This is a genomic window from Amycolatopsis sp. DSM 110486 (assembly GCF_019468465.1).
Lineage (GTDB): Bacteria > Actinomycetota > Actinomycetes > Mycobacteriales > Pseudonocardiaceae > Amycolatopsis.
The window spans coordinates 3,209,203-3,231,415 of record NZ_CP080519.1; the positions used below are offsets into that span (position 1 = coordinate 3,209,203).

General features: G+C 70.0%; 23 protein-coding genes. 12 read left to right on the top strand and 11 right to left on the bottom strand.

Going from position 1 to position 22,213, the window contains the following annotated elements; translation table 11 throughout:
- The first annotated feature begins 13 nt into the window (after positions 1 to 13).
- Positions 14 to 1,246 carry a M20 family metallopeptidase gene (locus K1T34_RS15640; RefSeq protein ID WP_220244982.1) on the top strand — a complete coding sequence of 411 codons (1,233 nt, stop codon included), beginning with the start codon at positions 14 to 16 and terminating at the stop codon, positions 1,244 to 1,246.
- 422 nt (positions 1,247 to 1,668) lie between these two features.
- On the opposite strand, the gene K1T34_RS15645 is transcribed toward K1T34_RS15640, so the two are convergent.
- A complete protein-coding gene (locus tag K1T34_RS15645) occupies positions 1,669 to 3,726 on the bottom strand; it encodes a phosphocholine-specific phospholipase C (protein ID WP_220244983.1) in 2,058 nt (685 codons plus the stop codon).
- 152 nt (positions 3,727 to 3,878) lie between these two features.
- Between K1T34_RS15645 and K1T34_RS15650 the strand changes: the two genes are divergently transcribed.
- The 6 genes from K1T34_RS15650 to K1T34_RS15675 all read left to right on the top strand — a co-directional run bounded on the left by K1T34_RS15650 (position 3,879) and on the right by K1T34_RS15675 (position 7,887).
- The gene (locus K1T34_RS15650) at positions 3,879 to 4,349 is read left to right on the top strand and encodes a heme-degrading domain-containing protein (protein ID WP_220244984.1); all 471 of its coding nucleotides are present in this window, start codon (positions 3,879 to 3,881) and stop codon (positions 4,347 to 4,349) included.
- Between the two features lie 105 nt (positions 4,350 to 4,454).
- Positions 4,455 to 4,916, top strand: a complete 462-nt coding sequence (locus K1T34_RS15655; RefSeq protein ID WP_220244985.1) for a dihydrofolate reductase family protein — start codon at positions 4,455 to 4,457, stop codon at positions 4,914 to 4,916.
- A complete protein-coding gene (locus K1T34_RS15660; RefSeq protein ID WP_220244986.1) occupies positions 4,913 to 5,515 on the top strand; it encodes a dihydrofolate reductase family protein in 603 nt (200 codons plus the stop codon). Before K1T34_RS15655 ends, K1T34_RS15660 begins: the two co-directional genes overlap by 4 nt.
- Before the next feature lie 58 nt (positions 5,516 to 5,573).
- On the top strand, positions 5,574 to 6,476 hold the full coding sequence (locus K1T34_RS15665; protein ID WP_220244987.1) for a dihydrodipicolinate synthase family protein: 903 nt from the start codon (positions 5,574 to 5,576) through the stop codon (positions 6,474 to 6,476).
- Positions 6,477 to 6,652: 176 nt separating this feature from the next.
- Complete coding sequence (locus K1T34_RS15670) at positions 6,653 to 7,702, top strand: acyl-CoA desaturase (RefSeq protein WP_220244988.1); 1,050 nt, start codon at positions 6,653 to 6,655, stop codon at positions 7,700 to 7,702.
- Entirely contained in the window at positions 7,699 to 7,887 is a 189-nt protein-coding gene (locus K1T34_RS15675; RefSeq protein WP_220244989.1) for an RGCVC family protein, read from the top strand. Before K1T34_RS15670 ends, K1T34_RS15675 begins: the two co-directional genes overlap by 4 nt.
- 6 nt (positions 7,888 to 7,893) lie before the next feature.
- Here the strand turns inward: K1T34_RS15675 and K1T34_RS15680 are convergent, their stop codons facing one another.
- Positions 7,894 to 8,853 carry an RNA polymerase subunit sigma-70 gene (locus K1T34_RS15680; RefSeq protein ID WP_255638531.1) on the bottom strand — a complete coding sequence of 320 codons (960 nt, stop codon included), beginning with the start codon at positions 8,851 to 8,853 and terminating at the stop codon, positions 7,894 to 7,896.
- Between the two features lie 208 nt (positions 8,854 to 9,061).
- On the opposite strand from K1T34_RS15680, the gene lysA reads away from it, so the two are divergent.
- Complete coding sequence (lysA, locus tag K1T34_RS15685; protein ID WP_220244991.1) at positions 9,062 to 10,399, top strand: diaminopimelate decarboxylase; 1,338 nt, start codon at positions 9,062 to 9,064, stop codon at positions 10,397 to 10,399.
- A 19-nt stretch (positions 10,400 to 10,418) separates the two neighbouring features.
- Here lysA and K1T34_RS15690 read toward each other — a convergent pair whose 3' ends face one another.
- The 3 genes from K1T34_RS15690 to K1T34_RS15700 are packed head-to-tail and all read right to left on the bottom strand — an operon-like array spanning position 10,419 to position 13,228.
- Positions 10,419 to 10,877 (bottom strand): dihydrofolate reductase, encoded by a 459-nt coding sequence (locus tag K1T34_RS15690; RefSeq protein ID WP_220244992.1) that lies wholly within the window; start codon positions 10,875 to 10,877, stop codon positions 10,419 to 10,421.
- Positions 10,874 to 11,671, bottom strand: coding sequence for a thymidylate synthase (locus K1T34_RS15695; RefSeq protein ID WP_220244993.1), 798 nt, complete (start codon positions 11,669 to 11,671; stop codon positions 10,874 to 10,876). The genes K1T34_RS15690 and K1T34_RS15695 overlap by 4 nt, the downstream gene beginning before the upstream one ends.
- A 15-nt stretch (positions 11,672 to 11,686) precedes the next feature.
- Entirely contained in the window at positions 11,687 to 13,228 is a 1,542-nt protein-coding gene (locus K1T34_RS15700) for an APC family permease (RefSeq protein WP_220244994.1), read from the bottom strand.
- Between the two features lie 336 nt (positions 13,229 to 13,564).
- Between K1T34_RS15700 and K1T34_RS15705 the strand changes: the two genes are divergently transcribed.
- Positions 13,565 to 14,062, top strand: a complete 498-nt coding sequence (locus K1T34_RS15705; protein WP_220244995.1) for an Lrp/AsnC family transcriptional regulator — start codon at positions 13,565 to 13,567, stop codon at positions 14,060 to 14,062.
- A 423-nt stretch (positions 14,063 to 14,485) separates the two neighbouring features.
- On the opposite strand, the gene K1T34_RS15710 is transcribed toward K1T34_RS15705, so the two are convergent.
- Complete coding sequence (locus K1T34_RS15710; protein WP_220247221.1) at positions 14,486 to 14,989, bottom strand: DUF6328 family protein; 504 nt, start codon at positions 14,987 to 14,989, stop codon at positions 14,486 to 14,488.
- Between the two features lie 330 nt (positions 14,990 to 15,319).
- Here K1T34_RS15710 and K1T34_RS15715 point away from each other — a divergent pair, with 330 nt between their 5' ends.
- Entirely contained in the window at positions 15,320 to 15,889 is a 570-nt protein-coding gene (locus K1T34_RS15715) for a superoxide dismutase family protein (RefSeq protein ID WP_220244996.1), read from the top strand.
- Between the two features lies 1 nt (position 15,890).
- Here the strand turns inward: K1T34_RS15715 and K1T34_RS15720 are convergent, their stop codons facing one another.
- The gene (locus K1T34_RS15720; protein ID WP_220244997.1) at positions 15,891 to 16,292 is read right to left on the bottom strand and encodes a pyridoxamine 5'-phosphate oxidase family protein; all 402 of its coding nucleotides are present in this window, start codon (positions 16,290 to 16,292) and stop codon (positions 15,891 to 15,893) included.
- Positions 16,293 to 16,352: 60 nt separating this feature from the next.
- Positions 16,353 to 17,915, bottom strand: coding sequence for a DUF2339 domain-containing protein (locus K1T34_RS15725; RefSeq protein ID WP_255638765.1), 1,563 nt, complete (start codon positions 17,913 to 17,915; stop codon positions 16,353 to 16,355).
- A 713-nt stretch (positions 17,916 to 18,628) separates the two neighbouring features.
- Here K1T34_RS15725 and K1T34_RS15730 point away from each other — a divergent pair.
- A complete protein-coding gene (locus K1T34_RS15730; RefSeq protein WP_220244999.1) occupies positions 18,629 to 18,922 on the top strand; it encodes a hypothetical protein in 294 nt (97 codons plus the stop codon).
- A gap of 243 nt (positions 18,923 to 19,165) precedes the next feature.
- Here K1T34_RS15730 and K1T34_RS15735 read toward each other — a convergent pair whose 3' ends face one another.
- The gene (locus K1T34_RS15735) at positions 19,166 to 20,116 is read right to left on the bottom strand and encodes a Gfo/Idh/MocA family protein (protein WP_255638532.1); all 951 of its coding nucleotides are present in this window, start codon (positions 20,114 to 20,116) and stop codon (positions 19,166 to 19,168) included.
- A 74-nt stretch (positions 20,117 to 20,190) separates the two neighbouring features.
- Between K1T34_RS15735 and K1T34_RS15740 the strand changes: the two genes are divergently transcribed.
- On the top strand, positions 20,191 to 20,745 hold the full coding sequence (locus K1T34_RS15740) for an isochorismatase family protein (RefSeq protein WP_220245000.1): 555 nt from the start codon (positions 20,191 to 20,193) through the stop codon (positions 20,743 to 20,745).
- Positions 20,746 to 20,756: 11 nt separating this feature from the next.
- Here K1T34_RS15740 and K1T34_RS15745 read toward each other — a convergent pair whose 3' ends face one another.
- The gene (locus tag K1T34_RS15745; RefSeq protein WP_220245001.1) at positions 20,757 to 21,275 is read right to left on the bottom strand and encodes a 3,4-dihydroxy-2-butanone-4-phosphate synthase; all 519 of its coding nucleotides are present in this window, start codon (positions 21,273 to 21,275) and stop codon (positions 20,757 to 20,759) included.
- On the bottom strand, positions 21,275 to 22,066 hold the full coding sequence (locus K1T34_RS15750) for an alpha/beta fold hydrolase (RefSeq protein WP_220245002.1): 792 nt from the start codon (positions 22,064 to 22,066) through the stop codon (positions 21,275 to 21,277). The genes K1T34_RS15745 and K1T34_RS15750 overlap by 1 nt, the downstream gene beginning before the upstream one ends.
- Positions 22,067 to 22,213: the final 147 nt, after the last annotated feature.

Below are 22,213 nucleotides of genomic sequence, written 5' to 3' on the forward strand. Positions count from 1 at the left end.
CCACTATCGAGCCATGACCGGACCCACCGACCTGCCGACTCTCCCGGACACCCGCCTCGACGGGCTGCTCGACGCCGCGCGGGAGCTGCAGGACCGCACCGTCGCGTTGCGCCGCGCTCTGCACCGCCGGCCGGAGCAGGGGCTCCAGCTGCCCCAGACGCAGGAAGCCATCCGTTCGGCCCTGGCCGACCTGCCGCTTTCCGTGACCGAAGGCCGCTCCACGACGTCGCTCACCGCCGTGCTGCGCGGCGCGCGCCCGGGCCCGGCCGTGCTGCTGCGCGGGGACATGGACGCGTTGCCGCTGCACGAGGACACCGGCCTCGAGTTCTCGTCCGAGGTCGACGACTCCATGCACGCCTGCGGGCACGACACCCACGTCGCCATGCTCGCCTCCGCCGCCCGCCTGCTGGCCTCGCGCGTCGACTCCTTGGCCGGCTCCGTGGTCTTCATGTTCCAGCCCGGCGAGGAAGGCCACCACGGCGCGCGTTTCATGATCCACGAGGGCGTGCTCGACGCCGCCGGCCCGCGCGTCTCACAGGCCTTCGGCCTCCACATGATGGCCAACACGCCCACCGGCCTCCTCCAGGTCCGCGGCGGCGCGATGATGGCGTCCGCCGACACCTTCCGCGTCGACGTCACCGGCCGCGGCGGCCACGGGTCCGCCCCGCAGGAAGCCATCGACCCCGTCCCCGCGGCGGCCGCGATGGTCGGCGCCCTGCAGACGATGGTCACCCGCCGCATCGGCGTCTTCGACCCCGCCGTGATCTCCGTGACCCGCATCGAGGCCGGCACGACCACGAACATCATCCCCGAGACGGCCGTGCTCGAAGGGACCATCCGCACCCTGTCGGAAGCCACGCGCGCCGTGGTCCGGACCGAGCTGCCCCGCGTCTGCGAGTCCATCGGGGCGGCCCACGGCTGCCGCGTCCTGGCCGACATCGAGCCGGGCTACCCGCCGACCGTGAACGACGCCGCGGTGGCCGCCGAGGTGCTGGCCCTTGGCGCGACGGTGCTCGGCGAGGAGAACGTCCAGGAGATCCCGCACCCGATCATGGGGGCGGAGGACTTTTCGTATGTACTGCAACGGGTTCCGGGGGCGTTCGCGTTCCTCGGGGCCTGCCCGCCGGGGCTTTCGCCCTCGGACGCTCCCGCGAATCACTCGAACCGGGTGATCTTCGACGAGGCCGCGATGCCGGCTGGGGTGGCGATGTATGCGGCGTTCGCGTTGAACGCTTTGCGGGGCTGACGCCTCACGAGGGGGCCATTCGCTGGGCGAACGGTCCCCTCGTGCCGGTTCATGTGCGCGAACGGTCCAGTCGCGCAGTCGCGCAGTCACGCCGGCGCGAGGGGACCACTCGCGGCGTCGAGACTGGCACGAAGCGACCACTCGCTCCGCTGCTGTGGCACGAGAGGTCCCCTCGCCCGCGCTCGGTGCGCCGCGACCGGACCGCTCGCACTCAATCGACGGCACGAACGGTCCCGTCGCGTCTCAGCCAGCGCACGAGTGGTCCAGTCGCACCCACAGGTTGGGCACGAAAGGTCCCCTCGCGGCGCAACCCGCGCGCGAAAGGTCCAGTCACGCCGCCGAGCGCGCGAGAGGTCCAGTCATGCGCGAGCGCCGCGCGAGGGGACCCTTCGCCCAGCGAACGGTCCCCTCGCGCAGCCAGATCAAGCCGTCCTGCTCGGCTGCCCGTTCTCCAGGTGCCCGGCGAACCGCCGATGCCACTCCGGGTGCCCGACGAGCGACAGCTGCACGTCGTACCAGCCGGAATGGTCGGTCAGCGCATCAACGGAAAGCGTGTGCGAACCGTGCGCACCCACCACAAAGCCGGGGCGCCCCTTCACCGTCAACGTCGCCGGCCGAGACGTGGAATTCGTCACCTTTACCTGGAAAACCGGGTGCGCGGCCGAACCCGAAATGGAAGCCGTGACCTCCACCCCCGAAGTCGACGAATCCCCTGACGCCTCCACCACAAATCCATTAGGTCCGTGAACCGCGATGTCATAAGAACCGGAAAACGCAATCTTCCCAGCAGCAGAACCACCACCGGAAACGTCGAACCGCTGCGAAACCCCACCGGCGTGATAAGCGTAAGAAGCCAACTGCAAACCAGCCGCCCCGTGGTTCGACGCCTGCAAAGCCAGCGACCCCGCACCCACCGAAACAAAAGCCACCGGCTGGTAAGGCAACGCCCGCGCCGGAGCCGTACCGCGCTCCTGTTCCGGCATTGCCTGCTGCCCTGTCAGCGGGGGCGCCGGCTTGGGCAGCTTCGTCTGCGTCCGGTCCGCTTCGGCACGCAACGCCGTCGCGTCCGGCAGCGTGGGGATGGAAACATCCCGACGCGAAAAGTCGAAGCAGCTGGTCAGGTCACCGCAGATCTCGCGGCGCCACGCCGAGATGTTGGGCTCGCGCACACCCGTCCACGTCTCCAGGAACCGCAGCACGGACGTGTGGTCGAAGACCTGCGAGTTCACGAACCCGCCGCGGCTCCACGGCGAGATCACTGTCATCGGCACGCGCGGGCCGAGGCCGATCGGCGCCAGTGCGCCCGTCCCGACGCCGCCGGGGCCCGACGGCTGGTTCACCGGCAGCAGTTCGCCCGGCGTCCCGGCCGGAGCGCACGGCGGCACGACGTGGTCGAAGAACCCGTCGTTCTCGTCGTAGTTGATCAGGACCACAGTGGACTCCCACAGCTTCGGGTTGTCCCACAACGCCTTCAGCACGCGCTGCGTGTATGCCGCGCCGTCGACCGGCCGCGCGGCCGGGTGTTCGCAGTACGCGTACGGCGCCACCACCCACGAAACCACCGGCAGCGTGCCCGCCTTGCAGTCCGCCACGAACTGCTGCAGCACGTGGTCGACGTTCTTGCCCTGCCCCGAATCCGCCTTCCACTGTGTGCGCAGGCTGGCCCGCTCGGCGAGCTGGCGCTTCTTCGGGTCCGCCGACGCCAGCGCGTCATGGTACTGCTGGAACAACCACAGTGGATTGTCGCCGTAGTCGCCGACGTACCCGTCCGCGCCGTCGCCGACCTCGTCGTTCGCGTAGACCTGCCAGGAGATCCCGGCGGCCTGCAGGCGCTCGGGGTAGGTCGTCCAGCGGTAGACGGGCTTGTAGTCGTCCGGGTTCCACGTCGCGGGGCCGCCGAGCGCGCCGTCCGGGTCGATCATGCCCGTCCAGTGGTAGAGGCGGTTGGGCGTAGTCGGGCCCTGCAGCGAGCAGAAGTAGTTGTCGCACAGGGTGAACGCGCTCGCGAGCGCCCGGTGGAACGGCAGGTCGTCGCGGTTGAAGTAGCTCATGGTCATCTCGGTCTTCGCCGGGACCCACGCGTCGTAGGCGCCGTTGGCCCACGCCTGGTGCGTGGTGGCCCAGTCGTGCGCGAGGTCGCCGAGGTCCTGGCCGTCGACGAGCGCGGTGTCGACGTGGAACGGCAGCAGGTGGCCGCCGTCGGTGCGCTTCGCGTCGGGCTGGCGGAACACGTCACGCACCGCCGCGGTGTCGCCGAAGCCGCGGACGCCGGCCGCCGTGCCGTAGTAGTGGTCGAACGACCGGTTCTCCTGCATGAGCACCACGACGTGCTCGACGTCGTCGAGGCTGCCGCGCCGCCGGGGGCCCGCGGCCGCCTCAGCGAACGCGCCGCCGAGACCCGCCGCCGCGCCTGCCATGCCGGCCGCCGCCGCGCCGCCGAGAACCGAGCGACGGCTCAGCCGCCCTTCCGCCTGCCCCATCCGTACCTCCTCGTCCGGAATGTGCGTGACGGAGATCCACATCACGCGCGGCAAGCAGCCTTCCCCAGGTCACGGCACACGACAAGCAGCCGAATGTGAACCGCGGCTGAACACGGTGGCAATTACACAACAGTGTTGATTTAATATCGGACATGACGACCGAAACCGAGCTCATGCAGGAGCTCCTCGAGCAGGAGAGCCGGCTGGTGTTCCCCCGGTTCGACAACGAGACCGCCCTCGCACTCGGCCAGCACCTGCTCGCCGCGGCGCGCGAACGCGCCCTACCCGTCACGATCTCCGTGCGCAGAAACGGACAGCGGTTGTTCCACGCCGCACTCCCGGGAACATCGGCCGACAACGACGCCTGGATCGACCGCAAGAGCCGCGTCGTCGACCGCTACGGGCACAGCTCGTTCCTCGTGGGCACGCAGTTCCGTGCGAAGGGCAGCAGCTTCGAGGCCGACTCGCGCCTCAACCCCGACCTGTACGCGGCCCACGGTGGCGTGTTCCCGGTGCTGGTCAAGGACGTCGGGCCGGTCGGCACGGTCGGCGTCTCGGGCCTGCCGCAGGCCGACGACCACGCGTTCGTGGTCGAGCAACTCGCCGCGTTCCTCGCCGACTGAAAAACCCGGCACAAAAACTGGTAGCCCGCGCACAAGAAGTTGTCGATTCGGCGCATCCCTCGTTCGACGGTTCACCACAGACCCGACGAACGAGGGAGACGACCGATGGGCAAGCTAATCGTCACGGCGTTCCTGACCCTGGACGGCGTGGTGCGCGGACCGGGTCACGTCGACGCGCAGATGGGCGCGGCCCTGGCCCGCTGGCAGCGCCGTGCGTCGGCGTTCCTGCAGGTCAAGAACATCGCCGACTACTGCCCGAGCACCGGTGACCTGCCGAGGCACGTCGTCTCCGGCAACCTCGCCGCCGAGATCCGCCGATTGAAGGCCCGCTACGACGGCGAGCTGCAGCTCCACGCCAGCGGCAGCCTCGTGGCCGAGCTCGACGACCTCGTCGACGAGTACCGGCTGCTCGTCTTCCCCGTCGTCCTCGGCGAAGGCCACCCGCTGTTCCCCGCCGGCGCGCACCCACTCGCACTGCGCCCGCTGTCGACGAGCGCGACGAGCACCGGCGTCGTGATCCAGGAGTACGCGGCCGCGGGCGCGCCGACCTTCGGGTCGATGGCATGACCACGCTCACCGCCACCACGTTCGTCTCCCTCGACGGAGTGGTGCAGGGCCCGGGCACGCCCACCGAGGACCCGCGCGGCGGCTTCGACCTCGGCGGCTGGCTCACGCCGTACTACGACGCGGTGATGGCCGAGTACACCGCCGACTGGTTCTCGCGTGCCGACGCGTTCCTACTCGGGCGCCGCACGTACGAGATCTTCGCGGGCTACTGGCCCTCCGTCGGCGGCTCCGACCCGGTGGCGGGACCGCTCAATACGTTGCCGAAGTACGTCGCTTCGCGCACGCTCACGCGTTCGTCGTGGCAGGGCACGGCGTTCCTGCGCGACGACGTCGTGCGGGCCGTGACCGAGCTCAAGGCCGAGCCCGGGCGGGAGCTGCAGGTGCACGGCAGCGGCGATCTGCTCCAGACGCTGATGGCCGCCGGCCTGGTCGACGAGCACCGCGTGTGGGTGTTCCCCGTGGTGTTGGGAAAGGGACAACGGCTGTTCCGGCCGGGAACACCGCGCCGCGCACTCGAGCTCATCGAACACCGCACGACCGGCAAGGGCGTCTCCGTGCAGGTCTACCGGACCGCCCGACCCGAAGATCAGGACGCTTGACCCACCACCCCGTGCTACCCTCTGCGCCGTCACATCATATATCAGATCGGACACACCAGTGGCGTTCGAAGTGCAGAAACGGCGGTTGGCGGGCGTCGTCGCGATCCCCGTGACGCCGTTCAACGGGAGTGGCGGGGTCGAGGCGGAGACGTACGGCCGGCTCGTCGAGCGGCTGGTGACAAACGGCGTCGAGGTGGTCACGCCCAACGGCAACACCGGCGAGTTCTACGCGCTCGACGAGCACGAGACCCGGCTGTGCCTCGAGGTCGCCGTGAAGGCGGCGCGGGAGGCGAGCGTGCTGGCCGGCGTCGGGCACGACGTGCGCACGGCCGTCAAGGCGGCCCGGCACGCGCGCGACACCGGTGCCGACCTGGTGATGATCCACCAGCCGGTGCACCCGTACGTCTCACGCGAGGGCTGGGTCGAGTACCACCGCGCGATCGCGTCGGCCGTGCCGGAGGTGGGCGTGGTGCTGTACGTGCGCAACCCCGATATCGGCGGCGAAGAGCTCGCGCGCCTCGCCGACGCCGCGCCGAATGTGATCGGTGTGAAGTACGCGGTGTCAGATCCCGTGCGTTTTGCAACAGTTTCGCGTGACGCCGGCCTCGAACGGTTCGTGTGGATCGCAGGGCTGGCCGAACTTTCGGCGCCGGGTTATTTCGCCGTGGGCGCGCAGGGGTTCACGTCGGGGCTGGTGAACGTCGCGCCGCGCATCTCGCTCGATCTGTTCGCCCGGCTGCGCGAGCGCGATTTCGCCGGTGCCATGCGGCTGTGGGAACTGATCCGGCCGTTCGAACAGCTGCGCGCGGCCGAACACAACGCCAACAACGTGAGCGTCGTCAAGGACGCGTTGTCACAACTCGGCCTCTGCCGGCCCGACGTGCGCCCGCCGAGCCGGCTGCTGACCGCGGCCGAGCGCGAGCGGATTTTCAGCCTGCTGTCGTCGTGGGGACTTTCGTAAGGTTTCTCGACAGCTGTGGGCAATTGCCTTCGCAAGCCAAGGGTGAGAGGGTGGGTACAGGCTGCGGTGCCACCGCGGCCAGGCCCCAGCGCCCTTCTCCCGGACTGGACCCGGACCCGTCGTGGCCGGAAACCGTCGCTGGACAAGCGATTCGCCTGAACCAGAGCGGTGCTGGCATGACTTCGTCCTCAACTTTCGACGCCACAGAACCGTCCACCGGAAGCGATTTTGCCGAACTTTCCCGGCTGATCAAGGCGGCCGGCCTGCTCAAGCGCCGCCGTGCCGCCTACGGAGTCCGCATCGGCCTCAACCTCGCTGCCTTCGCGGGCGGCTGGGTGGCGTTCGCGTTCCTCGGCGACTCCTGGTGGCAGCTTTTCCTCGCTGCCTTCTTCGCGATGATGTTCGCGCAGCTGGCCTTCATCGGCCACGACGCCGGCCACAAGCAGATCTTCTCCAGCCGCAAGGCCAACGACGCCACCGGACTCGTCCACGGTGGACTCACCGGGCTCAGCTACGGCTGGTGGATCGCCACCCACAACCGCCACCACGCCAACCCGAACCACGAGGACGAGGACCCGGACGTCGACATCGCCGCGCTCGCGTTCTCGCGTGCGCAGAGCCACGAAAAGCGCGGTTTCCTGCGCTGGGTGGCGAAGTACCAGGCGTTCTTGTTCTTCCCGCTGCTGCTGCTCGAAGGCCTCAATCTGCACGTGTCGAGCGTTCGCGCCGTGTGGGCCGGTGACATGCGCCGGCACAAGCTCGAGTCGGTGTTGCTGATCGGGCACCTGGTGGCGTACCTGGCCGCGGTGTTCATCGTGTTGTCACCGCTGACGGGCCTGGTGTTCATCGTCGTACACCAGTTCCTGTGGGGTTTGTACATGGGATGTTCGTTCGCTCCCAACCACAAGGGCATGGAAATGCTCACGACGGGCCACAAGCTCGACTTCCTGCGCAAGCAGGTGCTGACGTCGCGCAACATCCGCGGCGGCGTCGTCGTCGACTTCGCCCTCGGCGGCCTCAACTACCAGATCGAGCACCACCTCTTCCCGAGCATGGCTCGCGGGAACCTGAAGCACGCGCAGGTGATCGTGCGCGAGTTCTGCGCCCGCCACGGGATTTCCTACGCCCAGTGCGGCTGGGCGCGCTCCTACGGCTACGTGCTCGAACACCTCCACTCCGTCGGCGCCCCACTGCGCGAGCGCGCGCCGGAGCCGGCCACGTCATGACTTCCGCCGAACACGAGACCCCGGCGGAAGTCCGGCCCGAGACGTCCTGCCCCAGCTGCCCGCACCCGCTCGAGGAGCACGACGTGATCGCCCGCAGGTACTGCGCGGCGACCGCGGCGGGCCACTCCGCCGAGCGCGGCTGCGTGTGCGGCGCCGCGAAAAAAGCCCAGCACCGAGGACGCTGACCAGCGTCAGTCGAGTGGCAGCGTTTGCGGGAAGTCGAACAGCTCGAACACCACCGGGGCGAATGTTGTCACTTCAGCGACATTCCCTCGTGCGATTCGCAACACGTTGAGCCCGAAGGCCCGGAAGGCACCGTCGAGCCGGAGGTAGGTCGCGAGCGCCGGGAGGCCGTTGGCCCGCGTTGCCAGCACGTGGAACGCCACGGCGTCCGGGCCGCGCAACGCGGGCGCCCAGCCTTCGAGCACAGTCTCTCGGCCCGCGTACCAAGTCGGCTCCGCGCCGACGTGCCCGCCGGCGCCCGGGGCGTGACTGCAGCGGACGTCTTCGCGCAACAACGAAGCGAACGCCTCTTCGTCGTGATCCACCAACGCCGCCATGTACCGCGCCACCACAGCGCGTTCCTCGTCGCTGCCCTCGGACGACCACTCCGTCCGCCGCTGCGGCAGGTGCTCCTTCAGCGACGCCCGCCCCTGCAGCACGGCGGTGTTGATCGACGCCGGCGTCGTCTCGAGCGCCGCCGCCGTCTCGCGGGCCGACCAGCCGAGCACGTCGCGCAGCACCACCGCCGCACGGCGGCGTGGGGACAGGTGCTGGATCGCCGCGAGGAAAGCCAGCTCCACCGTCTCGCGCGCGACCACCTCGCCGAGCACGTCGTCGGGCACCGGCTGCAGCCATGGCACCGCGACGTCCGGCCGCGGCGCCAGATCGGAACCGCCGGCCGTCGGCAAGTCCAGCACCGGCAGCTCACGCGGGTGTGCGGTGAGGTGATCCAGGCACGCGTGCGTCGCGATGCGATACAGCCACGCGCGCAGGCCGGCGCGGCCGTCGTAGGTGCCGCGGCCGCGCCACGCGCGCAGCAGCGTCTCCTGCACCAGGTCCTCGGCCTCGTCGAAGGAACCGAGCAGCCGGTAGCAGTGCACCCGCAGCTCGTGGCGGTGCGTCTCGGTTTCGGTCGCGAAGTCCGTCATCTCTTCAACCATGTCCCATGAGACGGGACGCGGCGGGAGAAATCGACTCTTCGCAGGTCAAACGGAATGTGGCCGAAGTTACTCGCGCGTTAAAAGCGTGTCAGCGCGGCCGGGCGGAGCGTCAGGGTGGTGTTCACGGCTGGGGCGAATCGAACACCACCGCAGTGTGCTGACGGTGTCCGAATTCGCACATCGTCCGGAGGTCACCGTGACACTCAGCGAGCTCCTCCCCAGCCTCGGTTGTGAGGCCGCCGACCATCTCGAGCCGGGGCTCTGGCCGCGCAGCACCTGCCTCGGCGAAGGCGGTGAGCTGATCTTCGCGGGTGCTCCGGTGAGCCACCTGGCCAACCGGTTCGGGACCCCGGCGTACCTCATCGACGAGGCCCAAGTGCGCGACACCGCGCGCGCCTACCGCCGTGCCCTGCCGGAGGCTGAGGTGGCCTTCGCGAGCAAGGCGCTGTGTACGCGAGCCGTGGTGCGCTGGATGGCGGAGGAAGGCCTCTCGCTGGACACGTGTTCGGCGGGCGAGCTCGCCGTCGCGCGGTCCGTCGGCTTCCCCGCCGAGCGGATCCTGTTGCACGGCAACGCGAAAACCCCCGAAGACCTCAAGGCCGCGCTGGAGTACGGCGTGCGCCGCATCGTGCTCGACTCGCTCGACGAGATCGAGCAGCTCGGCGCACTGGCCCACGGCGCGCAGCAGGTCATGATCCGCGTGACGCCCGGCGTCTCCGGCGACACCCACGCGGCGATCACCACCGGCACCGAAGGGCAGAAGTTCGGCTTCTCGCTGCGCCCGGACGTCCGCGACAACGTGGACCGCGCCGTCGCCGCCGTGCTCGCGCAGCCCGGGCTCAGGCTGGTCGGGCTGCACTGCCACATCGGCTCGCAGGTCGCGCGCGTCGACCGGTACGAGGAGGCGGCGCGACGCATGGTGGAGGTGCTGGTGCGCGTGCGCGACCAGTACGGCGTCACCCTGGGCGAGCTGGACCTCGGCGGCGGCCACGCCGTGCCCTACCTCGACCGCGAGGCGTCGTTCGATCTCGACGGCTACGCGCGTCGGCTCCGGGTCGCGCTGGCCTATGAATGCTCGTCGCACGACTTTCCCTTGCCCCGCTTGACGATCGAGCCCGGCCGCGCGATCGTCGGCCCCGCCGGGATCACGGTGTACCGGGTGTGCGCGGTGAAGCGCGGCAGCCGGACGTTCGTCGCCGTCGACGGCGGCATGAGCGACAACGCGCGCCCCGCCCTGTACGGCGCCCGCTACACCGCGCGACTCGTCGGGCGGCGCACGAAGGCCGCGCGCACGCCGATGACCGTGGTCGGCCGCCACTGCGAGTCGGGTGACGTGCTGGCCGACGACGTCTGCCTGCCCGACGACGTGCACGCCGGCGACCTGCTGGCCGTGCCGTGCACCGGCGCGTACCACCACTCGCTGGCTTCGAACTACAACCTCGTGGGCCGCCCGCCGCTCATCGGCGTGCGCGACGGCTTCGCGAAGCTGCTCGTGCCCCGCGAAACCGAGGAGGACCTGCTGCGGCGCTGCTGAAGCGAGCCGGTTGCTGACCTCAGCCCCAGGTCAGCAACCGGTAGTGCAGCCCCGTCGACGATTCCTGCCACTCGCCGGTGGAGTCCGGCGCCCGCCCGACCTCGGGCGCGTACGTGTCGCCCTCGAAGTGCTCCTGGATCTCCGTGACCACGATCCGGTCTGCGAACGGCAGCGCCGCCCGGTACACGGCCTCGCCGCCCATCACCCACACGTCCCCGGACACCGCGGCGAACGCCTGCGCCAATTCGGGAAACGTCTCGACGCCTTCCTGCGGCGTGCGCGAAAGTACGAGGTTGCGCCGGCCGGGCAACGGCCGGAACCTCGGCGGCAGTGACTCCCAGGTCCGGCGGCCCATCAGCACAGTCGCGCCCGAGGTCAGCTCGCGAAAGTGCTTGAGGTCCTCCGGCAGGCGCCACGGCAGCGCGCCGTCACGGCCGATGACACCGTTGGACGACTGCGCCCATTCGACCCCGATCACACCGCCACCGGCGCCTTGATGCCGGGGTGGGGGTCGTAACCGTCGACCGAGATGTGCTCGTAGGTGTAGTCGAACAGGCTGTCGGCCGGCTTCAGGCTCAGCGTCGGGAACGGCCGCGCGTCGCGTGCGAGCTGCGTGCGGACCTGGTCGACGTGGTTGTCGTAGACGTGGCAGTCTCCGCCGGTCCACACGAAGTCGCCGACGCGCAGGCCCACCTGCTCGGCGATCATGTGGGTGAGCAGGGCGTAGCTGGCGATGTTGAACGGCACGCCGAGAAAAAGGTCCGCGCTGCGCTGGTAAAGCTGGCAGGACAGCTCGCCGTCGGCGACGTAGAACTGGAAGAACGCGTGGCACGGCGGCAGCGCCATGCGCGGGATGTCGGCGACGTTCCACGCGGACACGATCATGCGCCGCGAGTCGGGGTTCTCGTGCAGCGTCTTGAGCACTTCGCTGATCTGGTCGACGTGCGCGCCGTCCGGGGTCGGCCACGAGCGCCATTGGACGCCGTAGACCGGACCGAGGTCGCCCTCGGGGGAGGCCCACTCGTCCCAGATCGTGACGCCGTTGTCCTGCAGCCAGCGGACGTTGGAGTCGCCGCGCAGGAACCACAGCAGCTCGTAGGCGATCGAGCGGAAGTGGACCTTCTTCGTGGTGACCAGCGGGAAGCCGTCGGCCAGCCGGTAGCGCAGCTGGTGCCCGAAGATCGACCGCGTGCCGGTGCCGGTGCGGTCCTGCTTGCGGGCGCCCGTGTCGAGCACGTGGCGGAGCAGGTCTTCGTACTGTGTGTCCGGCATGCCCACCAGCCTAAATCAGACCTCGATGGCTTCGCCGTCACGCGCCACCGACCCGCGGGGCAGGCGTCGGCCGGCAAAGAACTCGCGGCACACGCGGTGCACGGCGAACATCAGCGGGAACCCGATCAGGATCGACACGACCCCGATCACCGCGACGCCGCCGATGCCGAACACCGTGGTCTCCCCCGCGTCCGGCTTCGCGTATTCGATGACCGCGAGCACCAGCACGGCCAGGAAGAACACCGCGCCGACGAACGGCAACACCCCGCGCAGGAAGAAGTGGCGCAGGCTGGCCAGCAGGGTCTCGCGGAACACCCAGACGCACGCGAGGGCCGTCATCGTGTACTCGATCGCGATGGTCAGGCCGACGGCGTCGACCGAGTCCGAGAGCACGTTGTCGCTCCACACCGCGAGCAGCACGTAGAGCACGAGCGAGACGAGGCCGAACGCCCAGGTGGAGACCGAAGGCGTCTGATACTTCGGGTGCACGCGGCCGAAGACCTTGGGCAGCGCGCCGTGGCTCGCCATCGACAGCGTGGTGCGCGCGGCGGGCATGATCGTCGCCTGGCTGGTGGCGGCGCCGCTGGTGAGCACGGAGACGATGAGCAGTAGGCCCATCACCTTGCCGAGCCCGGAGCCGCCGAACACCGCGCCGCCGAGGCCGGCCAGCACGTCGTCGGAGTTGGCCTCGTTGCCCAGGCCGATGCCGCTCTCCCCGACGCCGGCGAACGCGAGCGCGGCGACCGTGACGAGCAGGTAGTTGAGCACGAGCAGCACCGTCGAGAGCACGGCGGCGCGGCCGGGCGCGCGGCGCGGATCGGCCGACTCCTCGTTGACCGACAGCGAGCTTTCCCAGCCCCAGTAGATGAACACGGCCAACAGCACCGCCGACACGGCCGTGCCGAGCCCGACCCCGTTGGGCCACAGCCAGCTCCACTGCGGGTGGCTTGCCTGCGGACCAGCGCTGCCCTCGTAGACGCGGACGAGGGCGACGACGGAGAAGACGATGAGCACGGCGAGCTCGATGCCCAGCAGGATCCACTGGGCGCGTGCGGACACCTCGATGCCGCGGTAGCACAGGTAGCAGAGCGCGAGCAGCCACGCGCAGCCGATGGCGGTGGTCACGGCGCGGTTGTCCGCGAGGCTGTCCGCGCCCAGCAGGAGCAGCGTGTAGCGGCCGGTGAGCGCCGACTGGCTGCTCATGACCAGCAGCTGCGCGACGGTGACCACCCAGCCCGTCATCCAGCCCGCGCGGCTGCCGAACGCGCGCGTCGCCCAGGTGAAGTTGGTGCCGCAGTCGGGTTCGGCGGTGTTGAGCTCGCGGAACGCGACGGCCACGAAGAGGACGGGGATGAACGACAGGAGGATGAACGCGGCGGCCTTGAAGCCGGCGCCCGCGAGCACGATGAAGCCGAGCGTCGCGGCGATCGAGTACGCCGGGGCCGTCGACGACATCCCGATGACCATCGCCGACACCATGCCCAGAGCCCCTGTCCGGAGTCCTTTGGCCGGCACGGCCGGGGCGGGGTGTGCGCCGAGTGCGACGGCTTCGGGCATGACCGGTCCTCCTTACGCGGGGGGTGGGATTTTGGTCAGACCCTCCAGGCCTTCGTTAGGCCTTCCGGGTCTTTCTCGTTCTTTCGGGGCCCTTCTGGGCCGTTCACAGCCGCCAGACGGTACCGGGTAGGCGCTCGAGCCCGGCACTCCGTGTGCGCCGTTGCACATCCGCACGCCGAAAACATCACCTCGGCGGCGCCTTGACCGCTGATTTCGGCGTCGTCGTCGGCCCGGCCGGGGAATCACGTAAATCCCGAAACAAACTCCTGTTCGGGCGCGAGGACAGATACGCTGCGCGCCTAAGGAATCACATGCCGAAACACAGGGAGGGACGGCATGGGTGACGGAAACCATACGAAGGTCGAGGAGCAACGCCCGCCGAAGGCGTTGGACGGCACAGACAGAACCTTGATCGCCCTACTCCAGAACGACGGCCGCGCCTCGTTCACCGCACTGGCCAAAGCAGTCGGACTCTCCGAGGGCGCCGTGCGCCAGCGGGTCCAACGCCTGCTGCGCGACGACATGATGCAGATCGTCGCCGTGACGGCCCCCGAAAACGTCGACTTGACCCGCCAGGCCATGATCGGCATCACTGTAAGCGGCGACCCGCGCGAGGTCGCCAACCGCCTGTCGGACCTCTCCGACGTCCACCAGGTGGTCCTCTGCGCCGGCCGCTTCGACCTCCTGGCGTCCCTTCTCTGCCGCGACGACGAGCACCTGCTGGCCGTCCTGGGAGACCACGTGCGCCCCATCCCCGGGGTGACCTCCACGGAGCTGTTCGTGTACCTGAAGCTGGCCAAGCAGAACTACGCGTGGGGCAACCTGACTGTGTGAGGTTTTGCGCCGCGTTTCTCGGATGAGGCCGGGTCCCCGCCTCAGTTCCGAGCTTTTTGCCGCTGTGACTGGGTGTTTGAGGTGGGCTTCCGGCTCCGGCCTCTTGCCCCCAGCGCTTCCCCGCTCACGACACACCCCCCGCCCCCCAGACAGGGTTCCGGCAAAGTCGTCGTCGGGTTCGCACCGACCCGATGCGCGCGCTGCGGCGGGCATGCATGGCGTTGAGGTCGCGTTGGTGCGATGGGTCCCTCTCGCGCTCGCAGGTTGTGCGAGCGGTCCTGTCGCGGCGGGATCACTCTCGAGCTGTTCCGGCCTCCCGCTGTAGCCCCGCGCCGGCGGTCCCCGCAGAGCCCGGCGCCCGCAAGGTCTCGCCGTGCCGCCCCGCCGGCACCGGAGCCCCAACGGGCACGGCTCGTCGGCCGGTCAGCCCTGCCGGTCGCGCTCCGGCCGCGGCGGATTGGCAGGGATCGGATCGTCCTTGGGGAGGCGCAGCGGGACGACGAACCACAACAAGCCGAACAGCAGGACCGTGAAGCCGCCCGCGGCGATGAGAGCGGCGGTACCGTAGACGACGCTCGCGATGAGGGCGACCGTCAGCGTGACCGCCCCGGCGAGGCAGCCGAAGCCGACCAGCACGACGCGGTTGCCGACGCGCAGGATCTCGTCGCGGCGACCCGTGCGGAACAGCAGCCGATGCCACGCCGCGGGCGCGGTGAGCAGCGCCGTCGCGGCGACCGCCAGCAGCACCGCGACCATGTGCAGCATCTTCTCGAGCCCACTGGCCGCCTGGAACCGGTCGGTGAACACGACCGCCAGCAGGAACCCGAACAGGATCTGCACCCCGGCCTGCGCGACGCGCAGCTCCTGAAGCAGCTCGCCGACGTTGCGCTGCAGCTTCTGGTTGCGCGTCTCCCCGGTGTGCTCCATGTCGCGGTTGTCGATGACCTCGTCGGCCTCCACCGGCGGTGCACCGTCGGTGGTCGCACCGAGGCCGGCCCCACGGCGGAATTCGGCTCCTGCGGGGTCTGCCGAGGACGGGTTGGCTCGGCGCTGCTCGTCGGGATCAGTCATCGGATGGGCTCCAGGGTTGGCTTCCTGCCGAAACACTAAGCCCGACCGCCAGGCCCCGCCCTCCCCGCGAACCTGGCCGACCGGCCTGTGCAGGATTCACCCGACGCTGCCCACGACGGGGGAACTGCTCACACGTTCGGGTGGCGCCCGTGGCGTCGCAGTCCGCGCGCTGGCTAGAGAGTGACCATGCGAATCGCTCCCACACTCCTTTCCACTGCTCTCGTCGCCGGCTTGGCCGGCCTCTCCGGCGCCACCGCCGAAGCGGCAACCCCGGTGCACTTCACCTCCACGCACGGCACCTTCACCGGGTACGCCCCCGGCGCCCACGCCGTGACCTATCGCACCGACCTCGTCCCGGGCGGCGCGCAGGCCCACGTGTTCGGCACGTCCGCACGGGCCACCGGCACCACCACCGTGCTCGTGGTCACCGGCCTGCTGCCGAACCACCAGTACGGCGCCCACGCCCACGCGAACGCGTGCGGCCCCACCGGCGACGACGCCGGCCCGCACTTCCAGCACACGCCGGACCCGGTGAAGCCATCGCTCGACCCCGCCTACGCGAACCCGCGCAACGAGATCTGGCTCGACTTCACTACCGACCGTTCCGGCACGGGTCACGCAAAGTCCACTGTGGACTGGAAGTTCGGCTCACGACGCGCGCACTCCGTGGTGATCCACGAAACCCACACGCACACCGACCCCGGTCACGCCGGTACCGCGGGCGCCCGGCTGGCCTGCCTGGACGTCGGGTTCTGACCTAGAACCCCCAAGAGCGCTCCGAGACGATGCGGACGCGCACCGAGAACGACGCGTCGAACGCGGCCGCGTCGGCGTATCCGACGCCGGCGTAGGACGGCTCGTACTTGTCGAGGTAGCCCGGCGCTTCGGAGGGTTTGCCCTCGTCGACGTGGGCGCGGCCGTTGACGACGAGGATGCTTCCACCGTTTTCATCGCTGTTGAGATGGAAGCTCACCTCCGGGCTGCCGGCGATGTGGCGGAGCTTGGCGGTATCGGGCTGGCTGAACACCAGGATGTCGTCGCCGTCGAGGACGAACCACACCGGGCGTGGTGCGGGGCGTCCCTTCGGCGTGATGGTGGTCAGCCAGCCCACGGGCTCGCCGGCGCGCTTGATCAGGTTCGGGTCGGGTGTGTACGGCATCTTCGATCTCCCCTCGGAAGTGGTGAGATCAAGAGAACCACAACCCACCGACAGTTTCCGCTAGCGCGAGGCGACCATCCGCGCATATCGGCTCCCTGCAAGCAAAAGAACGAGACCGGCGCCGAGAAATGCACCCACTCGGGCGAGCCCGTCGAGCGCCGCGAGGTCGAACAGCACCAGCTTCGCGACCGCGGCGGCGACCAACACCAGACCCACCACGCGAAGCGCGACGACAGCGATACCGCGCAGAAGCAGGACGAAGGCGGCGACCGTCCAGGAAACGGTGATCAACGCGTGGCCCAGCAGGAAACCGGATCGGCCGGGAACCGCCAGGAGTGCCGCGCACAGGACCAGGCCGGCTGCACCGTAGAGGGCTGCGAGTCCGCCGGGAAGCCACGGCAAAAGCTTGCTGGGCTTGAGGATTTCGAGACGCACAGCCGCCCAGGTCAACGCGATCGCGGCACCCAGCATGAGCGCGGCCGCGGCGAGTGCGGCGAGCAGGTCGGCGGTCGTGTGCGGACGCGGGACGACGAGCAGCGCCGGCGTCACGTCCACGACGATCGCGACAAGCCCGCCGATCACCGCGAAAGCCAGCGAACCCCCTAGTGCGAAACGGTTCCTCGTGTAGCGAGCGGCGAACGCGAGCGCCACGGCTTCGCCCAGCAACACCGCACTCCCGTCGAATTCCGTGACAGTGGCCTGCAAAGCGGCAACCAGACCGGCGACACCTGCGACGGTCCCGGCTTGGCCACGCACGAGCGGCCATGTCGCGACAAGGACAACCGCCAGCGCACCCGCCAACAGCGCGGCCTGCGTCTTCGGAAGCACCACCGCGGCGGCCAACACGGGCAGTGGCGCGACGGCGAGTACGGCCAGCAAAGTCGGATCGTTTTCCTTGCGGCGCAACATGATCAGCGAAATCGCAGCGCTCACGAAGCCGGCGGCCACCGCGACGCCGGTGTTCTGCGTGTGCAGCGCGGTGCCGATCAGCGACGCTGTCAAGGGCGGAATTGCCGAAGTGAGCGAAAGGGACCACCACGACCGTCGCAACTGGACGGGCACCGTCGCGATCTGGATTATGAGCAAGAAGGTCACGAGTTCCGGCGTGAAGCCCTGGGTGATCACGGGTGCGCACACGCCGCACGCGACAACAACGGAACTGGCGAGCAGAGGGGAATCCCACATGACGGCGAGCAACAGCCCGCCCACCGCGGTCACGAGCCCGACGGCGAGGCCCGCGGGAATGGGCAGGAACTCGTACAGGGAGGTGGCGGCTATCGCGTCGAGGTAAAGCGTCGCGATCCCCGTCGCGGCAAGGGCGAACGCACCGGTGCGCGCGGCCGGCTTGCGATGCAGCCACGCCCCCGCGCCGACGAGCGCCGCACCGAACACGGCCCCCACGAGCACCCGCGGCAACGGCCCCAGCCACCCACGCTGCACCGCGAGCACCAGCAGCAGCACGACACCCAGCAACGTCACGGCCCCACCGACCCACGCGAGCAACCGCGACCCGGCGCCCTCCTTGCCGAGCCGCTCGCTCAGCGTGGGCGACGGGATGTAGGGCGGGAGGGGGTTGGTCTGGGGGTAGGGCTGCTGCGCGTACGGCTGGGGTGCGGGCGGCATCGGGTAGGCGTAAGGGCCTGGGTAGGGCTGGTAGGCGGGGCCGTACGGCGCGTACGGCTGAGAGCCGGCCTGGGGGTGCGTTGACTGCGGGCCTACCTGGGACGGCTGGTGTGGTCCGGCTTGGTAGGTCGGCGGCGGAGCTGCCTGGGGTGACTGGTCTGGTCCGGCTTGGTAGGTCGGCTGCGGAGCTGCCTGGGGTGACGCCGGGTGTGAGGCAGTCTGAGCCTGCGGCTGCTCGCCGCCGGGCTGCTGCGGACTGGGCTGCGCTTGTGCGGCCGGCTGCGGGGTGGCCTGCGCCTGCGCAGCGGCCGACGAAGGGTGCGCGTGTCCGGGCTGGCTTGGGTCCTGGACCTCCTGGACCGCAGCGGGCTGCCGCGTCTCGGTGGGCGTCACCGGCCGACCCGGCGGCACTAACGGCTGAGAGGTGGGCTTGACCAGCGGGTTGACCGACCCACCCTGCTGAGCCGGGTCCGCGGTCGACGTGCCGGGCGCCCCGGCGACGCGGAGTTCGGTGCCGACGGCGGCGATGTGCCGGCCGAGGTCGTCGAGGGCGTCGGCGAGGCGGTGCAGCGTGGCGGCGTCCGTGGTCATGCGGTCAGGGTCGGGGACGGGTGGTGGTGATCGGATCCGTAGCACTACTCAACCCCGGACACGGGACGGTTGCGATCACCCCGGCCAGTCTTCGCGACGAAGGCCCGGCGACGAGGAGCGGCGTGGACGATCAGCCGCTGAACGACCTCGCCGAGCTGGCCGAGGTGCTCCGACCGCACGAACCAGGCGCTGCGACGTTCCTCCGGACGCACCACGAACGGCTCGTGCACGCGAAGACCCCGCTCGAACGGCGGCGCGAGCTGAGGCCGTTGCTCGGGCTGTTCCGCGGCGCGGCGGGAAGCTCCAACGACCTCTCCTTCCACGACCACGGCGACCTTCTGCCCGAGAACGCACGCATGGAAGAACTGTGGGCCGCCGTCGCGCGGCAGGCTCGCGAGAAGCTGGACCACCGCTAAGGCGTGGCCAGCGGGCGCGCCTCACACCTGCTGCGAGGTTCCCGCGCAGGTCACCGTCCGCTCCCCGGATGGACGGGAGAGGCCCTGCGCTCCGTGGCTGAAGCGAAGTCGCCGCACCGGTCGCCCCGGTTGGCAGCCAAGTCCCGAACACAGGCCGCCACACTTCGCGGCCTACAGCGGTTCTGCGGGGCTATCCGCAGCCCTCCCGAGCGTTGGATAGCCCCGAGACCGGAGACCGGACCGTCAGCCGGCTTGAGCGATCACCTCGTCCATCGTCGCCATGATCGAGATGGTTTCGTCGAGCGGCATCAGTGGGCTTTCCAGAGCGCCGGCCGCGAGGAGGCGGGCGACCTCGTCGGCCTGGTGACGGAGGCCCCGGCCGGGGTCGGTGTGGGTGTGGCGGACGGGAGTGCCGCCGCGCGGGGTGACGGTGAAGGAGGCCGGAGCGTAAAAGGCGCCTTCGATGTCCAGGCGGGCGTCGGTGCCGACGATGGAGGCCGTGGTGGGTGAGGCGGCGCGGAGGGTGCAGTTGAGGACCGCGTGGGCGCCGCTGTCGTAGCCGAAGAGCATGGACGTCTGGGCGTCGACGCCGGTGAACGCCGGCGAGACGATCGAGGCCACGCGCGACGGCGTCCCGAGGATCATCGACGCGAACGAAACCGGGTAGACGCCCAGGTCGAGCAGCGCGCCGCCGCCGAGGGACGGGGCGAAGAGGCGGAAGCCGGCGTCCTCGGCGAACCACTGGCCGTGGTCGGCGGAGACGGTGACGATGTCGCCGAGCTCCGGGAGCAGGCTGCGGACGTGGTGGATGTGCGGCAGGAAGCGCGTCCACATCGCTTCCATCAGGAACAGTCCGCGTTCGCGGGCGAAGGAGACCAGCGAACGGGCCTCGTCGGCGTTCATGGTGAACGGCTTCTCCACCAGCACTGGTTTGCCGGCGGACAGCGCGAGCATGGCGTTGTCGTGGTGCATCGGGTGCGGGGTGGCGACGTAGACGACGTCGACGTCCGGGTCCTCCGCAAGCGCCTTGTAGCTGGCGTGGCGGGTGGGGATGCCGAGACGGTCTGCGAAAGCGCCGGCGCTCTCCTGGCTGCGTGAGCCGACGGCGGCGACCACGCCGGAATCGGTGAGCTTCAGGTCCTCCGCAAAGGCGCCGGCGATGCCGCCCGTACCCATGATTCCCCAGCGCAGCATGCGTCCTCCACGTTTTCGCCCGAAACTGTCGGACCCAACACATACCATCGACCCACCCGAACGGAGGAGGCGCCATGACCACACTCGCCAACCGCCCGAAGACCGGCCTGCTCGTGATCGATGTGCAGAACGGCGTGGTCGACCACGCCCACGAGCGTGACAAGGTCGTCGCCAACATCGGCGTGCTCGTCGACAAAGCCCGCGCCGCCGACGTGGACGTGGTGTGGGTGCAGCACAACAGCGACCACATGCGGCGTGACAGCGAGAAGTGGCAGTACGTGCCGGAGCTCGTCCGGCGGGACTCGGAAGCGTTGGTCCAGAAGACCTACCCCGACTCGTTCGAGGAAACCGACCTCGAGTCAGTGCTGGCCGAGCGCGGGATCGGGCGCCTGTTCGTCTCGGGGGCGCAGACGGACCAGTGCATCCGCTCGACCCTCCACGGCGCCATCGCGCGCGGCTACGACGCCACCCTCGTCGGCGACGCGCACACCACCGAAGACCTCTCGGAGTACGGCGCGCCGACACCCGACAAGGTCGTCGCACACACGAACCTGTACTGGAGTTACCACACGGCGCCCGGCCGGACGGCCGGCACGGTGGCCACCAAGGAGGTCGACTTCACAGCCTGACCTGCGCGAAGTCAGAACACCTCCGCTGCCGAGACCCTCGGCAGGCCGGCGAGTGCCGGCTCCTCGCCCTCGACCGCGGCCAGCACCGCCGCCGCGGCGAGGCCGGCTCGACGGCACAGTTCCACGGCCGCTTCCGCCACGCCCGTGCAGCCGGGGCGCGCCAGGATTGGGACGACGTGGCCGGGCCGGGTGAGGTCGGTCCACGTCGTGGTCGGGGCCGCAAGGGTGCGCGCGGTCAGGGCACGGTCGTGGGCGGAGATGCCGGTGGTGGTGCCGTCGGCGGCGTCCACGGAGACGGCGAACGGCGGGCAGTCGGTGTCGTCGGAGGGGAGCAGCGGGATGCGCAGGGCGCGCAGCCGCTCGCGCGGGAGGGCAACGCAGGCGAAACCGCTGGTGTAGCGGATGAGGAAGGCCATCGACGCGGTGGTCACCAGCTCGGCCGAGAGGACCAGGCAGTCGTCGAGCAGCACCGGTTCGCCGCGGCCCAGGGCCGCGAGCGCTCCGACGTCCAGATCGGCGGCGAGGCTCATCAGCCCAGGTAGTCCGTGATCGCGGCGAGGGTGTCGTCCGGGTACTCCAGGAGCATGGCGTGGCCTCCGCGAGGCAGGACCCGCAGCGAAGCGTTCGGCAGCAGCGAAGCCATTTCCACGGACTGCGACACAGGCGTCAGGACGTCTTCGGCGCCGGCCAGCACGAGGGTCGGGGTCAGAGCCGAAGGCAGGTCCGGGCGGGAGTCGTAGCCGCGCAGGCCCGCGGCTTGCGCTTCGAAGCCCTCCAGCGACGTCGGGTACGGGTCGTCCGCCGCCAGTTTCGCCTGGGCAGCAAGGGTTTCGTGGTCCGACAACACGCGGGCGGTGAAGGCCCAGGCCATGCCGATGACGCCGACGGCCAGCGGGTCCACGTCGGCTCGGCGGAGGGCGAGGCCGGCGTCGAGCCAGGCGTGCTGGATGGGGGTGTACGACGGGAAACCGTTGAGCAGCACGGCTTTCGACAGGATCGAACCGTGGTGGATCAGCATCGACTGCAGCACCGACGCGCCCAATGACCAGCCGACGGCGGCGACCGGACCGAGGTCCAGGAACTGCACCAGCGCGGCCGCGTCGTCGGCCAGCGTGTCCACCGCGTACGGACCCGGGGGCACCGCGCTGCGGCCGACGCCCCGGTTGTCGAAGGTGATCACGGTGAACCGGCGGCTCAGTTCGGGCACCGCGCCCGCCCACGCGCTCGAGTTGGCGCCGAGGCCGGCGATGAGCAGCAGCGGCGGGCCTTCGCCTGCGGTGTCGTAGTGGAGGGTCACGCCGTTCACGGTCGCTGTCGCCAAGGGGCACCGTCCTCTCGAAGACACGAGCATCCGGCCGCGCCGGGTCGCGCGACAACGGGAGGATGTACACGAGCCGCACATCGGACGTGGGTGAACGCACACGCACTGCGCCATCCAGCGGCTTTTGGTCGACGGGGCCTCACATCT